Source organism: Paraburkholderia phymatum (genome assembly GCF_040965635.1).
In the GTDB taxonomy this organism is placed as follows: domain Bacteria; phylum Pseudomonadota; class Gammaproteobacteria; order Burkholderiales; family Burkholderiaceae; genus Paraburkholderia; species Paraburkholderia phymatum_B.
The window spans coordinates 1-13,938 of record NZ_JBFRCH010000050.1; the positions used below are offsets into that span (position 1 = coordinate 1).

General features: G+C 64.2%; 13 protein-coding genes and 1 pseudogene. 5 read left to right on the forward strand and 9 right to left on the reverse strand.

Annotation, left to right across the window (positions count from 1 at the left end):
- A pseudogene (locus tag AB4Y32_RS37390) lies at nucleotides 1-187 on the forward strand (amino acid:proton symporter); the annotation flags it as partial.
- Nucleotides 188-271: 84 nt separating this feature from the next.
- Here the strand turns inward: AB4Y32_RS37390 and AB4Y32_RS37395 are convergent.
- The 7 genes from AB4Y32_RS37395 to AB4Y32_RS37425 form a co-directional block, all read right to left on the reverse strand.
- A complete protein-coding gene (locus AB4Y32_RS37395) occupies nucleotides 272-1,057 on the reverse strand; it encodes a class III extradiol ring-cleavage dioxygenase (protein ID WP_368726095.1) in 786 nt (261 codons plus the stop codon).
- 165 nt (nucleotides 1,058-1,222) lie between these two features.
- Nucleotides 1,223-1,822, reverse strand: coding sequence for a UbiX family flavin prenyltransferase (locus tag AB4Y32_RS37400; protein ID WP_368726096.1), 600 nt, complete (start codon nucleotides 1,820-1,822; stop codon nucleotides 1,223-1,225).
- Between the two features lie 24 nt (nucleotides 1,823-1,846).
- Nucleotides 1,847-2,158, reverse strand: coding sequence for a Grx4 family monothiol glutaredoxin (grxD, locus tag AB4Y32_RS37405; RefSeq protein WP_368726097.1), 312 nt, complete (start codon nucleotides 2,156-2,158; stop codon nucleotides 1,847-1,849).
- Between the two features lie 110 nt (nucleotides 2,159-2,268).
- Entirely contained in the window at nucleotides 2,269-3,117 is an 849-nt protein-coding gene (gene prmC / locus AB4Y32_RS37410) for a peptide chain release factor N(5)-glutamine methyltransferase (RefSeq protein WP_368726098.1), read from the reverse strand.
- 10 nt (nucleotides 3,118-3,127) lie between these two features.
- Entirely contained in the window at nucleotides 3,128-4,210 is a 1,083-nt protein-coding gene (gene prfA / locus AB4Y32_RS37415) for a peptide chain release factor 1 (protein ID WP_368726099.1), read from the reverse strand.
- Nucleotides 4,211-4,354: 144 nt separating this feature from the next.
- A complete protein-coding gene (gene hemA, locus AB4Y32_RS37420; RefSeq protein WP_368726100.1) occupies nucleotides 4,355-5,644 on the reverse strand; it encodes a glutamyl-tRNA reductase in 1,290 nt (429 codons plus the stop codon).
- A 54-nt stretch (nucleotides 5,645-5,698) separates the two neighbouring features.
- Complete coding sequence (locus tag AB4Y32_RS37425) at nucleotides 5,699-6,445, reverse strand: response regulator transcription factor (RefSeq protein ID WP_368726101.1); 747 nt, start codon at nucleotides 6,443-6,445, stop codon at nucleotides 5,699-5,701.
- Nucleotides 6,446-6,640: 195 nt separating this feature from the next.
- Here AB4Y32_RS37425 and AB4Y32_RS37430 point away from each other — a divergent pair, with 195 nt between their 5' ends.
- The 4 genes from AB4Y32_RS37430 (at nucleotide 6,641) to AB4Y32_RS37445 (ending at nucleotide 10,013) form a co-directional block, all read left to right on the forward strand.
- On the forward strand, nucleotides 6,641-6,895 hold the full coding sequence (locus AB4Y32_RS37430) for a hypothetical protein (protein WP_368726102.1): 255 nt from the start codon (nucleotides 6,641-6,643) through the stop codon (nucleotides 6,893-6,895).
- Between the two features lie 19 nt (nucleotides 6,896-6,914).
- The gene (locus AB4Y32_RS37435) at nucleotides 6,915-8,729 is read left to right on the forward strand and encodes an aminopeptidase P family protein (protein ID WP_368726103.1); all 1,815 of its coding nucleotides are present in this window, start codon (nucleotides 6,915-6,917) and stop codon (nucleotides 8,727-8,729) included.
- Between the two features lie 112 nt (nucleotides 8,730-8,841).
- Nucleotides 8,842-9,393 carry an isochorismatase family protein gene (locus tag AB4Y32_RS37440; protein ID WP_368726104.1) on the forward strand — a complete coding sequence of 184 codons (552 nt, stop codon included), beginning with the start codon at nucleotides 8,842-8,844 and terminating at the stop codon, nucleotides 9,391-9,393.
- Nucleotides 9,390-10,013 carry an HAD family hydrolase gene (locus AB4Y32_RS37445; protein ID WP_368726105.1) on the forward strand — a complete coding sequence of 208 codons (624 nt, stop codon included), beginning with the start codon at nucleotides 9,390-9,392 and terminating at the stop codon, nucleotides 10,011-10,013. The genes AB4Y32_RS37440 and AB4Y32_RS37445 overlap by 4 nt, the downstream gene beginning before the upstream one ends.
- Nucleotides 10,014-10,047: 34 nt before the next feature.
- On the opposite strand, the gene AB4Y32_RS37450 is transcribed toward AB4Y32_RS37445, so the two are convergent.
- Entirely contained in the window at nucleotides 10,048-11,196 is a 1,149-nt protein-coding gene (locus tag AB4Y32_RS37450) for a DUF748 domain-containing protein (RefSeq protein WP_368726106.1), read from the reverse strand.
- A gap of 98 nt (nucleotides 11,197-11,294) precedes the next feature.
- On the reverse strand, nucleotides 11,295-12,962 hold the full coding sequence (gene ettA, locus AB4Y32_RS37455; protein ID WP_368726107.1) for an energy-dependent translational throttle protein EttA: 1,668 nt from the start codon (nucleotides 12,960-12,962) through the stop codon (nucleotides 11,295-11,297).
- Nucleotides 12,963-13,938: the final 976 nt, after the last annotated feature.

Consider the following 13,938-nt stretch of genomic DNA (forward strand, 5'->3'; position numbering starts at 1 on the left):
GATCCTGTCGCTGATCGGCAGCAGGCAGTTCGGCGGGATGGGGCTGCTGTCGTATGGCTGGGACATGCTGGTCGTGATCGTGTTCTCGCTCGTGTTCTATTACTGGGGCGTGCATACGGGATATCGCACCGGGTATCTGGACGAGCGCGAAGCGCAAGACGAGATTCTCGAAGGCATCGGCGTCTGATCGCCCCGAATTGCCTGATTCGCTAAAGCAAGAGCCCGCCAGAATAACTCTGGCGGGCTTTTTTTCGTCCGGCGACGGCAGTGCTTATGCGTTGCCGAACACGTAGTTCGTCATCGCCAGCGAGCGCTGGAACGTCCCCAGCGATTGAATGCCGAGCTTGTAATGGTCGGCTGCCGCGCCGAGCGCCGCGAATACGGGCAACAGATGCTCGTCGGTCGGATGCATGAACGCGGCGTGCGGCGCCTGGCGTCGATAGTCGAGCAGCGCGTCGATATCGCAGGCGGCAAGGCGTGTCTCGAACCAGTCGGTGAATTCGGTGACGCGCGGATCGGCATCCTCGGGCCGCGCAGAGAAATCCGCCTCGCGCAGATTGTGCGTGATCTGGCCGGAACCGACGATCATCACACCCTCGTCCTGTAGCGGACGCAGCGCGCGCCCCACGCGGAAGTGATGCGCGGGATCGAGCCTCGGCTGGATCGACAACTGGGCGATCGGCACGTCGGCATGCGGAAACATCAGCAGCATCGGCACCCATGCACCGTGATCGAGGCCGTGCGGTTGCGTCGCCGTCGGCATGCCCTGTTCGCCGAGCAATTCCGCCGCGCGTCGCGCGACTTCGGGCGCGCCCGGCGCCGGGTACTGAATCTCATACAGCTGACGCGGAAAGCCGTAGAAGTCGTGAATCGTCTCAGGCGCGTTCGACGTGCTGGCGGCGGGCTGCAACGTGCCCCAATGCGCGGACAGCATCAGGATCGCCTTCGGGCGAGGCACTTTGGCGGAAAGCGACGCGAATTGCTCGCGCGGCATCGACGGATCGATCGGCAGCGTCGGCGCGCCGTGTGACAGGAAGAGGGAGGGCAAGCGGGTCATGGCGGTGCGGGCCGGTGTGGCCGGAATGGTTTCGTTGATTCGAATATACGGCCGCACTCGTGATTGATAAACGGCCCAAGGCGGATTTGATTGTCTCGCCGCTGTTGCGAATCCAGCGGGATGATCGGCGCGTGCGGCCCGCGAGGTGGGACAACAGCGCCCGGCTTATTGCTCCGGACTATTCAGCCCTTGCCACGCCGGCGCGAGCGCCGGGCCTAGCGCGAACAGATCGAGCACGCGCGCGACGGTGTCGTCGACCATCTGGTCGATCGTCGCCGGCCGGTTGTAGAAGGCGGGCAACGGCGGAAAGATCACGCCGCCCATTTCGGTGACGGCCGTCATGTTGCGCAGATGCGCGAGATTGAACGGCGTTTCGCGAACCATCAGCACGAGTCGTCGACGCTCCTTGAGCGTGACATCGGCGGCGCGCGTGATGAGATTGTCGGAGAGTCCGTGAGCAACGCTCGCGAGCGTTTTCATCGAGCAGGGCGCGACGATCATGCCGTCCGTCGCGAACGAGCCCGACGCGATGCTTGCGCCGACGTCGCGCACGGAATGAACGACATCCGCGAGCGGATGCACGTCTTCACGCGACAACTGGAGTTCGTGCTGGATATTGAGCCACCCTGCGCTGGAGATCAGCAGATGGCTTTCGACGCCGCCAACCTTGCGCAGCACTTGAAGCAGCCGGACGCCGTAGATCGCGCCCGTCGCTCCCGTGATGGCGATGATGAGACGACGTGGCGCCGCGGCGCGAGGTTCCATGGCGTGCGGCGCCGTCTGCGTGAATCAGGCTGCGGCGAAGAGCTGCTGCAGTTCGCCCGACTGATACATCTCCATCATGATGTCCGAGCCGCCGACGAATTCGCCCTTGACGTATAGCTGCGGGATGGTCGGCCAGTTCGAGAATTCCTTGATGCCCTGGCGCACGGCTTCGTCTTCGAGGACGTTGACCGTCTTGAACTGATCGACGCCGCATGCCTTCAGGATTTGCACCGCACGGCCCGAGAAGCCGCACATCGGGAATTGCGCGTTGCCTTTCATGAAAAGCACGACGGGGTTTTCGTCGACGATTTGCTTGATGCGTTGTTGCGTGTCCATGACTGACCTTGCGGTTCCGGTATGTGTTGGGGATAGACACAAATGATAGCGGATTTCGCAGATGCCGGCCGACGGCGGAATCCCACATGGCGCGGTGATTTCGTCGCGTGTCAGCCCGGCCAGCGCCCGCCGCTGATGCGTTCGATGCCGGCCAGATCGAACTCGGAACGGACATCGGCGAAGCCTTGCGCCGCCAGAATCGCGCGGACGGCTGCCGCCTGGTCGTAGCCGTGTTCCATCCACAGCACGCCATCGGGCGCCAGCCTCGACGGCGCGCCCGCGACGATCGCACGGATCGCCGATAGCCCATCGGCCTCGTCGGTGAGTGCGCCGCGCGGCTCGAAACGCAGATCGCCTTGCGACAGATGCGGATCGCCGCTCGCGATATACGGCGGGTTGCTGACGATCACATCGAACGTAAGCGAGGCATCGAGCGCGCCGTACCAGTCGCTTTGCGCGAACTGCACGTCGCCGCCGGGGCGCTTCGACTCGAGCAGCCGGACCGCATTGCGCGCGGCAACGGCCAGTGCTTCCGCCGACCGGTCGACGGCCCAGACCCGCGCATCCGGGCGCGACCACGCAATCGACACGGCGATCGCGCCCGTGCCCGTGCCGAGATCGAGCACGCGGGCGCGCGCGGCATGCGCTTCGAGCGACTGCACGGCCGTTTCGACGAGCAATTCGGTTTCGGGACGGGGAACGAGCACATCGCGCGTGACTTCGAAATCGAGCCCGAAGAATTCACGCGATCCGATCAGCTGTGCAATGGGCTCGCCGGCGACGCGTCTCGCCTGCAACTCGCGGAACGCCGTGACTTGCTGCGGATCGAGCGCGTCGTCGGCGCGCGTGATCAGTTCCGTGCGGCGCCAGCCAAGCGCGTGCCCGAGCAGAATGCGCGCTTCGAGCGCAGGTAGCGGTGACGCGCGCAGCAGCGTGGCGACGGTATCGGCTGTATTCATGCGCGGGCGCTCAGTCCGCGTCGCCGAGCGACGCCAGCAATTCAGCCTGATGCTCGGACACGAGCGCCGCGATCAGTTCGTCGAGATCGCCTGCCATGATCGCTTCGAGACGATACAGCGTCAGGTTGATCCGGTGATCCGTGAGACGGCCTTGCGGAAAGTTGTAGGTGCGAATGCGCTCCGAGCGGTCGCCCGAGCCGATCAGGCTCTTGCGCGTCGCTGCTTCCTTCGCGTGCTGCTCGTGGTATTGCTTGTCCTTGATGCGCGCGGCGAGCACCTTCAGCGCGCGGTCCTTGTTCTTGTGCTGCGAGCGATCGTCCTGGCATTCGACGACGATGCCCGTCGGCAGGTGCGTCACGCGCACGGCAGAATCGGTCTTGTTAATGTGCTGGCCGCCCGCGCCAGACGCGCGGAACGTGTCGATGCGCAGATCGGCGGGATTGATCTCGACTTCACCGATTTCGTCCGCTTCCGGCATCACCGCGACCGTGCACGCCGACGTGTGGATGCGGCCCTGCGTTTCCGTCGCCGGCACACGCTGCACGCGATGGCCGCCCGATTCGAACTTGAGCTTCGAGTACGCGGCGTCGCCCGCGATCCGCACGATCACTTCCTTGTAGCCGCCCAGATCCGATTCGCTCGCCGACATCATCTCGACCTGCCAGCGGTTGCGCTCCGCGTAGCGCAGATACATGCGCAGCAGGTCGCCCGCGAACAGCGCGGACTCGTCGCCGCCCGTGCCCGCGCGGATTTCGAGGAAGATGTTGCGGTCGTCGTTCGGGTCTTTGGGCAGCAGCATCTTCTGCAGTTCGCCTTCGAGCTTTTCCATCTGATCGCGCGACGTGCGGATTTCCTCTTCCGCGAAATCTTTCATCGATGCGTCCGACAACAATTCCTGCGCCGTCGCCGCATCGTTCAGCGCCTGGCGCCACAGACCGTAATGTTCGACGACAGGCTGCAACTCCGCGTGCTCGCGCGTGAGCTTGCGGTATTGCTCGATGCTCGACGTGATGTCTTCGCGGCTCAACAGGTCGTTCAGTTCGGCCAGCCGGATGGTGAGCTGGTCGAGCTTGGCTTGCATGCTCGTTTTCATTGGGGCGGTCGGAGCGGACTCCGAAAAGGACGGCTGGATTCGGGATTCAGGACGAAAACCGGGGACGAATGCCCGGGACGCTGCGGATAAGGCACCGTGCGGGTCGGGACGGCAACACGCGCGATGCGTCGGCGTAGAGCGCCGCTAACGCTCCGACGAAGAGTGAGCGTGTTTGTAGAAGCCGCCCATCAGCTCGATCAGCTGATCGCGGTTTTCGCTGCTGGCGCGGTTGAGCGCGTGCGTCGGGCCGTGGATCAGCTTGTTGGTGAGCGCCTGAGACAGCGCTTCGAGCACGACGGCGGGATCGTCGCCGCGCGCGAGCATCTTCTGCGCTTTCTCGACCTCGGCGCGGCGCAGCGTGTCGGCCTGCGTGTGCATGTGGCGGATGACGGGCACGATGCCGCGCGCGTCGAGCCACTGCATGAAATTTTGCACGCGCGTCTCGATGATCGTTTCGGCTTGCGCGACGGCGGCTTGCCGCGACGCATTGCCTTCGCGGACAATCGCGCCGAGATCGTCGACGGTGTACAGGAACACGTCTTCGAGCTTGCCGACTTCCGGTTCGATGTCGCGCGGAACGGCGAGATCGACCATGAAGATCGGCCGGTGACGGCGCGCTTTCACCGCGCGCTCGACGGCGCCCAAGCCGATGATGGGCAGCGTCGACGCCGTGCACGACACGATGATGTCGAATTCGTGCATGCGGGCGGGCAGTTCGGACAGCGGAATCGCGCGGCCATTGAAGCGGCCGGCGAGGCGCTCGCCGCGCTCGGCCGTGCGGTTCGCGACGACCAGCTCACGCGGCTGCTGCGCGGCAAAGTGCGTCGCGCACAGCTCGATCATTTCGCCCGCGCCGATGAACAGCACACGCTGGTTCGACACCTTGTCGAAAATGCGTTGCGCGAGGCGCACGGAGGCCGCCGCCATCGAAACCGATTGCGCCCCGATTTCCGTCGTGGTCCGCACCTCTTTCGCGACTGCGAACGTGCGCTGGAACAGCTGGTTCAGGTACGTGCCGAGCGCGCCGGCTTCCGAAGCGGTGCGTACGGCATCCTTCATCTGGCCGACGATCTGCGTCTCGCCGAGCACCATCGAGTCGAGCCCCGACGCGACGCGAAACGCATGGCGCACGGCTTCGGACTGCGGCAGCGCGTACACGTGCGGCGCGAGTTCGTCGACGGCGATGTTGTGGTACTTCGACAGCCAGTGGATCGCCGCTTCGCGGGCGGCGTGGTCGTCGGTGGCGCAGTACAGCTCGGTGCGGTTGCAGGTCGACAGGATCGCTGCTTCCGGCGCAGTACGGGCCGTGCGGCCGAGGAAGATGTCCTTGAACGTCGACAGTGCCGGCTTGATCTGTTCGAGCGGAAACGCCACGCGCTCGCGCAGGGCGACGGGCGCGGTGTGGTGATTGATTCCGATCGTTAAGAGTTGCACGGGGACGCTACGGCCTTGCAAGGCGACGTATTGGGGCTATGGTTAAGCCCAATATTATAGCGTTTCCACGAATCTTTCATTCGCGGGGGCCTTATCCGCGCCATCCGGCTTTTCTACGGGAATCTGGTCCAGACGGTAGCCGTAGCCGTACAGCGGAACCAGCGTGTAGCCGAATTCCGGCCGCAATTCGAGCTTCGTCCTGATGCGCGACGCATGGGTATCGAGCGTACGCGACTTAACGTCGCGGCGGCGCGACCAGACGGTTTCGAGGATGTGCGCGCGTGAAACGGCACGCGACATATTGGTGAACAGCAGCAGCGCGAACTGGAGTTCCTTCGGCGTCAGCGCGACGCTCTGGCCCCGAAAGGTGACGACCGAGCGGCCCGTATCGAACGCGTACTCGCCGAACATTTCGCGCGCCCGGTTGCGCGGACGGCGGATGCCTGCCCGGCGCATCAGCGCGTCGATGCGCGCGAGCATTTCGGGCCCGCGCGCGGGTTTCGACAGACAGTCGTCGGCGCCCGCCTGCAGTGTCGCAACCAGTTCGCTTTCGCGCGGCGACGTCATGAGCACGACGACGGGCAAGCCCGGCAACACCTCGCGCACGCGCGCGATGACGTCCTCGGCGGCGGCGTCGCCGCAAAAAGCGTCGGTGACGAGCAGATCGAAGAATTCGCGAGCAGCGCCCGCCAGGAACGGCGCGCTGGCGGAAAAGTGGTGACAGGCATGCCCACCGGCAAACAATAGCCGGCCGACGATTTCCGCATGCCGCAGGTCTGGCTCAATAAGGGCGATTCGCATGGGACGAAGGCGGGAAGCAGCGGCTTGGCGCGGGAGGCTTTCGGCTTGCCTAACCTTACCCCGGGCCCCTAAACTCAACCGCTACGCAGAAAGCCGTGCTGACCTTCTAGTGAAAGAGAAAAAAATGCTAGCCATCGATAAAACAGCCGCCTATCAGATGAGTCTTAAATTGATGATCAGCGGCGGAGTGCGTTGATGGGCTGGCCCGGACTGATCCTCCTCGGCGCCGTCGTCGGTCTGGTCAGCTGGTGGCTGCATCCGCTGCGGCGCGCGAGCCGCGTGAGGCTGTGGGTGGCGCTCCTGGTCGGTGTGGCGGGAGCGGCCATCGCGCACATGGCTGGCAACGTCGTCCAGCTCTTCCATGACGGCGATACGCTCGAATGGCCCGTCTGCACCGCTTTCGCTCTTGTTGCCGTTGCCGTGACGGTCGGCTTGTTATCCCGTCGATGACTCTTTGCAGGTGAAACCGATGAATGTACGACTCCCCGAAACCGCCTCGATCCCCGAGCGCATTGCACAACTGCGCAGCGCGATGACGCAGCAAGGGCTCGCCGCCTGGCTCGTGCCGTCGGCCGATCCGCATCTCTCCGAATATCTGCCAGGCCGCTGGCAGGGCCGCGAGTGGCTGTCCGGGTTCACCGGCTCGGTCGGCACGCTGGTCGTGACGGCCGAATTCGCCGGCCTGTGGGTCGACAGCCGCTATTGGGTGCAGGCCGAGGCCCAGCTGGCGGGCACGGGCATTCAGCTGATGAAGATGTTCGGCGGCCAGTTGACGTCGCCTCATATCGACTGGCTCGCGCAGAACGTGCCGGCGGGCGCGACGGTCGGCGTCGACGGCGCGGTGCTCGGCGTCGCGGCGGCGCGCGCGCTGAGCGATGCGCTGACGGCGCGCGGCGTCAAGCTGCGCACCGACCTCGATCTGCTCGATGTCGTCTGGCCGCAGCGTCCGCCGCTGCCGACGGGCGCCGTCTACGAGCACGTCGCGCCGCACGCGAGCGTCTCGCGTGCAGAAAAGCTGGACCGGATTCGCCGCGCGATGCAGGAAAAAGGCGCGCAATGGCACTTCATTTCGACGCTCGACGACCTCGCCTGGCTTCTGAATCTGCGCGGCGCGGACGTGAGCTACAACCCGGTTTTCGTCGCGCATGCGCTGATCGGGCTGGAGCGCGCGTCGCTGTTCGTGACGGACAGTAAAGTGCCCGCGGAACTGGCGGAATCGCTGGCGCGCGACGGCATCCGCGTCGAGCCGTACGCCAAGGCCGCCGACGCGCTCGCCGCGCTGCCTGGCGGCCAGACGCTGCTGATCGATCCGCGCCGCATCACGTATGGCCTGCTGCAATCGGTGCCGGCGTCGGTGGAAATCGTCGAGTCGGTGAATCCGTCGACGTTCTTCAAGTCGCGCAAGACGGAAGCCGAAGCCGCGCATGTGCGCGCGACGATGGAGCAGGACGGCGCGGCGCTCGCCGAATTCTTCGCGTGGTTCGAGGGCGCGCTCGGCCGTGAAAAGATCACCGAACTCACGATCGACGAAAAGCTGACTGCGTCGCGCGCGCGGCGGCCGGGCTTCGTCACGCTGAGCTTCGCGACGATCGCCGGCTTCAACGCGAACGGCGCGATGCCGCACTATCGAGCGACGCCCGCTTCGCATTCGACGATCGAAGGCAACGGCCTGCTGCTGATCGACTCGGGCGGCCAGTACCTGAGCGGCACGACCGACATCACGCGCGTCGTGCCCATCGGCACGATCAACGACGAGCATCGCCGCGACTTCACGACGGTGCTGAAGGGCACGATGGCGCTGTCGCGCGCGAAGTTTCCGCGCGGCATCCGTTCGCCGATGCTCGACGCCATCGCGCGCGCGCCGATCTGGGAAATGGGCGCGGACTACGGGCACGGCACGGGTCATGGCGTGGGCTATTTCCTGAACGTCCACGAAGGTCCGCAAGTGATCTCGCACTACGCGCCCGCCGAAGCGTGGACAGCGATGGAAGAGGGCATGATCACGTCGATCGAGCCGGGCATCTATCGTCCGGGCAAATGGGGCATTCGCATCGAGAATCTGGTGCTGAACCGTCCGGCGCAGAAAACCGAGTTCGGCGATTTCCTCGAATTCGAAACGCTGACGCTGTGCCCGATCGACACGCGCTGCATCGCGCTGAACCTGCTGCGCGACGACGAGCGCGCGTGGCTCAACGCGTATCACGAGCTGGTGCGTGCGCGCGTCTCGCCGCATGTGTCGGGCGACGCGAAGGCGTGGCTCGAAACGCGCACGCAGCCGATCTGACGCGCGGGACGCCGTCGCAGCCACTTGTTGCGGCGGCGTCTCGTGCGTCGATGCCGCCGTGTTCGCGGCAAATGTCCGCCGCAAGAAAAGACCAACGAATAGCGAGGCCCGCATGTCCGGTGTTGCCGTCATCGTCGTCGATGTACAGCAGATGTTCTTCAGCGGCCCGTCGGCCGCTCATCGCGCCGGCGACGTGATCGACGGCATCAACCGGCTCACGTCGGCTGCGCGCGATGCGAATGCGCCAGTGTTTTTCGTGCAGCACGAAAGCGATGCGAACGGGCCGCTCGCGCGCGGCAGCGACGCGTGGCAATTGCCCGCCGCGCTCGTTCGCGAGCAGAAGGACCGTTCCATCTTCAAGACTGTCGGCGATTCGTTCCATGACACGCCACTCGCCGCGCAGCTTCAACAAGGCGACATCGACAGCGTGATCCTATGTGGTTACGCGACGGAGTTCTGCGTCAACGCCACGGCGCGGCGCGCCGAATTGCTCGGCCTGCGCACGACGGTCGTGTCCGACCTTCACACGACGCAGCACAAGCCGCACATCGCCGCCGACAAGATCGTCGAGCACCAGAACTTCGTCTGGACCAATTCGTCGATGACGGGCAAGCGCGTCAAAGTGCGGCCCCTCGCCGACATTCTGCAAACGGAGTTTGCATGACCATCAAGGCAGTCGTATTCGATTTCGGCGGCGTGCTGATCGACTGGAGCCCCGAGTATCTGTACCGCGCGCTGATTCCCGACGACGCCGAGCGCCGCTGGTTCTTGTCCAATGTCTGCACGATGGACTGGGTGATCCGCCAGGACGGCGGTCAGCCGATCGCGGAAGGCACGGCCGAGCTGATCGAAAAGTTTCCCGGGCACGAGCCGCTGATTCGCGCGTTCTACGAGCGCTGGCATGAAATGGTCGCGGGCGTGCTCGACGACGGCGTCGCGACCGTCGAGAAACTCGAAGCCGCGAACGTGCCGCTCTTCGGCCTGACGAACTGGTCGGACGAGACGTTTCCGTATGCGTGGGAGCACTACCCGGTGTTGCGCCGCTTCAGGGACATCGTCGTGTCGGGCCGCGTGAAGATGGTCAAGCCCGACCCGGCGATCTTCGATGAAATGCTGCGCCGGATTCGCGCGCATCTGCCGGATGTGCAGCCGCATGAACTCGTCTTCATCGACGACAACATCAAGAATGCCAACGCGGCAACCGAACTCGGCTGGCATGGCGTGCATCACACGAACGCTGATGAAACGGAAGCGAGGCTGCGAGCGTTAGGCTTGCCCGTCTGAGCCTGGCAACTGCGTCCTGCCGCTGAAGCGAGCGTCATTGCCCGAGCAGATTCTTCAGCGCGTTGCCGAGTCCTTTCACCGTTTCACCCGCGCCCTTCGCGACGCCTTCTGCGCTGACGCCCAGCGCTTTCGCGAAATTCGCGCGCAGTTCGGTCATCAGGCTTTCGTTGAGCTTGAACTTCGGGTCGCGCAAATTGCCGTCGATCGTGAAATGCAGCGTGATGTCGTCGCCGTGTTTCTTCAGCGCGGCGACGGCGGCGCGGGTCGGAATCTGCATGAAGGTGTCGAGCGGATCGCCCGTGTCGGCCAGTTGCAGACGATGCAGCGTGACCGTGCCCGGCGCGTGGATGTGATAACTGGTCACGGTCGCCTGCATGTTCAGGTCGAGCGTGCCGCCCGTTACCTGCGTCCTCGCGCCTGCCTGCCTCAGCAGATACGGATCGAGCGTGACGACGTCGACGCCGCGCAGGGTCGTGGTTGTCTGCGAGTCCTTGCTGGCGATTTTCATCCAGCCGTTGAACGTCACCTTGCCAGTATGCGCCGGACCCTTGATCGAGCCCCGGACCGACAGATTGGTCGGTTCGGTGAGATCGGGCAGATGGATATGGTCGACACTGGCGCTCGCGTCGCTGATGACCACCTTGTACGGCGGCTTGCTGACCGATTCGTCGTAGAAGATGAACTGGCCGTCTGCAAACGCGATGTGCTCGATGAGCTTTTCGGCGGGCAAGGGCGGCCGGCTCGACGCTGCGCCGTTCGCCGCGCTCGCGCCGCTTGCCGCGTTCGCGGACTGGCTCATCGATTGCCGCAGCTTCGGCAGCAGTTCGAGACGCTCGGCCGCCGTGCGCACAAGCGCAAGGCTGAAGCCGCGCAGCACCACGCTTTTCATGTGCACCCGATGCGCAAGCAGATCGCCGACATCGGGCGTCATCGTGATCTGCTCGGCAGTGAGGGAGTCGGCCGTCGGCCAGTCTTTCGGCGCCGTCAGCCGTACGCGGTTGAGCGTGATCGACGTGAGTCCGACGTCGATGCTCTGTGCGCTGCCGATGGGCGCGAGCGCCTCGACGACGCGCTCTTTCACTTCGTGTTGCACGAAATACAGCCCGCCGAGCGCGATCACGGCGAGCAGCACGATCACGCCCGCCAAGGCCGCCACCACGCGCTTGCCCGTCGATATCGCCATGCCATCTCCTCGTCTGCGTGTGACGAGTCAGCAAGCCATATGCCGTTCGCATCGAGCCGCGCGAGCGGCTCGTGTGCGGACGGCGGCACAGCGAACGCTTAACGGGTGATTGGCTTGTAACGCAGACGCTTCGGACGCGCTGCTTCTTCGCCGAGACGCGCGCGCTTGTCCGCTTCGTATTCCTGGTAGTTGCCGTCGAAGAACGTCACTTGCGAATCGCCTTCGAACGCGAGGATGTGCGTCGCGATGCGGTCGAGGAACCAGCGGTCATGCGAGATCACCATCACCGAGCCGGCGAATTCGAGCAGCGCGTCTTCGAGCGCGCGCAGCGTTTCGACGTCGAGGTCGTTCGACGGCTCGTCGAGCAGCAGCATGTTGCCGCCCGCGATCAGCGTCTTCGCCAGATGCAGACGGCCGCGCTCGCCGCCCGACAGGTTGCCGACGATCTTCTGCTGGTCGCCGCCCTTGAAGTTGAAGCGGCCGATATACGCGCGCGACGGCGTTTCGTATTTGCCGACCGTCAGCACGTCGGCGCCGCCGGAGACGGCTTCGAACACGGTCTTCGAGCCGTCGAGCGCGTCGCGGCTCTGGTCGACGTACGCGAGCTTGACGGTCGGGCCCTTGATGATCTCGCCCGAATCCGGCTGTTCCTTGCCCGTCAGCATGCGGAAGAGCGTCGACTTGCCGGCGCCGTTCGGCCCGATGATGCCGACGATCGCGCCCGCCGGAATCTTGAAGCTGAGGTTGTCGATCAGCAGGCGATCGCCGTACGACTTGCTGACGTTCTTGAACTCGATCACTTCATTGCCGAGGCGATCGCCGACGGGAATGAAGATTTCCTGCGTTTCGTTGCGCTTCTGATATTCCTGGCTGTTCAGTTCCTCGAAGCGGGCGATACGCGCCTTCGATTTCGCCTGACGGCCCTTCGGATTCTGGCGCACCCATTCCAGTTCTTTCTTGATCGCCTTCTGACGCGCCGATTCGGACGCCTCTTCCTGCTTCAGGCGGTCTTCCTTCTGATCGAGCCAGCTGCTGTAGTTGCCTTTCCACGGAATGCCGTAGCCGCGGTCGAGTTCGAGAATCCACTCGGCGGCGTTGTCGAGGAAATAGCGATCGTGCGTCACGGCGACGACGGTGCCCGGGAAGCGCGTGAGGAACTGCTCCAGCCATTCGACCGATTCGGCGTCGAGGTGGTTGGTCGGTTCGTCGAGCAGCAGCATGTCGGGCTTTTCGAGCAGCAGCTTGCACAGCGCGACGCGGCGTTTTTCGCCGCCCGACAGATGCTCGATCTTCGCGTCCCACGGCGGCAGACGCAGCGCGTCGGCGGCCACTTCGAGTTGTTGCTCGGCGCTGCCACCGTCGGACGTCGCGAGGATCGCTTCGTACTTCGCCTGCTCGGCGGCGAGCGCGTCGAAGTCGGCGTCCGGTTCCGCGTAGGCGGCGTAGATTTCGTCGAGCTTCTTTTGCGCGTTGAACACGTCGCCGAGGCCTTCTTCGACGGCTTCGCGCACCGTTTTTTGCGGATCGAGCTGCGGTTCCTGCGGCAGATAGCCGATGTTCAGGTTTGGCATCGGCGTGGCTTCGCCTTCGATGTCCTTGTCGACGCCGGCCATGATCTTGATCAGCGTGGATTTGCCCGAGCCGTTCAGGCCGAGCAGGCCGATTTTCGCACCAGGGAAGAACGACAGCGAAATGTCTTTCAGGATTTGACGCTTGGGCGGCACGATTTTGCCGACCCGGTTCATGGTGAAGACGTATTGGGCCATTTGCTTGAATTGGGCGTTGAGTGGATACGGCACTAAGCGTGCCGGCGCCCGGGCGGGCGGATGTGTCATTGTACTTGGGTGTTTGGGGGCTTTCTCTTTCTGTCTGCGACGCGGTTTGTCTTTTGCTCTTTCGCTGGCATCCGCGTTAGCGCCTCCCGGCTCGGGCGTTGCCCCTGTGCGGGGCGGCACTTGCCTTTGTTTGCAACGGCTTTTGTTTTGGCGTTTTTGCCTTTGCGGTGGCATCCGCGATTGCGTGGCTATTTCAGCGTGCCGCTGGCATCCGCAATGCGTTGGCTTGCTTCGCCCTTCGCTGGCATCCGCGTTAGCGCCTCGCGGCGCGGGCGTTGCCCCTGTGCGGGGCGGCACCTACTCTTCTTTGCCGCGGCAAAGAAGAGTAGGCAGAAGAAAGCCGCTCACACCGCCAATGCTTGACCTCTACCCACGGGCTCTCAACGTCCCCGTTCTTCAGCCGGCAGCACACATGACCCATATCCGTTGCCAACGCACTACCTAGACGCCTCACCTGCTCGCTCACCCGAATTACGGCTCGCGACATCGAATATCCGGCGCCTCTTTGCGGCAAACTGTGTGTAGGCGTTCGCGACGCACAGGAAACCCGCGCTACGCGATACGGCTGCAGGTGAGAGCGTTACCCTGTACGACACAACAACCCACATTCACTACCGACATGCGGCTCCGAAACATTTGATACCCTTGGCCGTGCCACATGTGCATGAAGTGGGTGAGGCGTTTGGCCGGAGCGTTGGCAACGAACGCAAGCCAGCACACTTCCGCAAGAAATATGGGGCCGTTGAGAGCCCGTGGGTAAACGTCAAGCACTGGCGGTGTGAGCGGCTTTCTTCTGCCTACTCTTCTTTGCCGCGGCAAAGAAGAGTAGGTGCCGCCCCGCACAGGGGCAACGCCTGCGCCGCGAGGCGCCAACGCGGATGCCAGCGGCACGCTGAAATACCCACGC

What these genes read in the sequence shown, in the direction of transcription:
- AB4Y32_RS37395 (WP_368726095.1), bottom strand. Translation starts at nt 1,057, where the DNA reads ATGACCCGCTTGCCCTCCCTCTTCCTGTCACACGGCGCGCCGACGCTG.
- AB4Y32_RS37400 (WP_368726096.1), bottom strand. Translation starts at nt 1,822, where the DNA reads ATGGAACCTCGCGCCGCGGCGCCACGTCGTCTCATCATCGCCATCACG.
- grxD (WP_368726097.1), bottom strand. Translation starts at nt 2,158, where the DNA reads ATGGACACGCAACAACGCATCAAGCAAATCGTCGACGAAAACCCCGTC.
- prmC (WP_368726098.1), bottom strand. Translation starts at nt 3,117, where the DNA reads ATGAATACAGCCGATACCGTCGCCACGCTGCTGCGCGCGTCACCGCTA.
- prfA (WP_368726099.1), bottom strand. Translation starts at nt 4,210, where the DNA reads ATGAAAACGAGCATGCAAGCCAAGCTCGACCAGCTCACCATCCGGCTG.
- AB4Y32_RS37425 (WP_368726101.1), bottom strand. Translation starts at nt 6,445, where the DNA reads ATGCGAATCGCCCTTATTGAGCCAGACCTGCGGCATGCGGAAATCGTC.
- AB4Y32_RS37430 (WP_368726102.1), top strand. Translation starts at nt 6,641, where the DNA reads ATGGGCTGGCCCGGACTGATCCTCCTCGGCGCCGTCGTCGGTCTGGTC.
- AB4Y32_RS37435 (WP_368726103.1), top strand. Translation starts at nt 6,915, where the DNA reads ATGAATGTACGACTCCCCGAAACCGCCTCGATCCCCGAGCGCATTGCA.
- AB4Y32_RS37440 (WP_368726104.1), top strand. Translation starts at nt 8,842, where the DNA reads ATGTCCGGTGTTGCCGTCATCGTCGTCGATGTACAGCAGATGTTCTTC.
- AB4Y32_RS37445 (WP_368726105.1), top strand. Translation starts at nt 9,390, where the DNA reads ATGACCATCAAGGCAGTCGTATTCGATTTCGGCGGCGTGCTGATCGAC.
- AB4Y32_RS37450 (WP_368726106.1), bottom strand. Translation starts at nt 11,196, where the DNA reads ATGGCGATATCGACGGGCAAGCGCGTGGTGGCGGCCTTGGCGGGCGTG.
- ettA (WP_368726107.1), bottom strand. Translation starts at nt 12,962, where the DNA reads ATGGCCCAATACGTCTTCACCATGAACCGGGTCGGCAAAATCGTGCCG.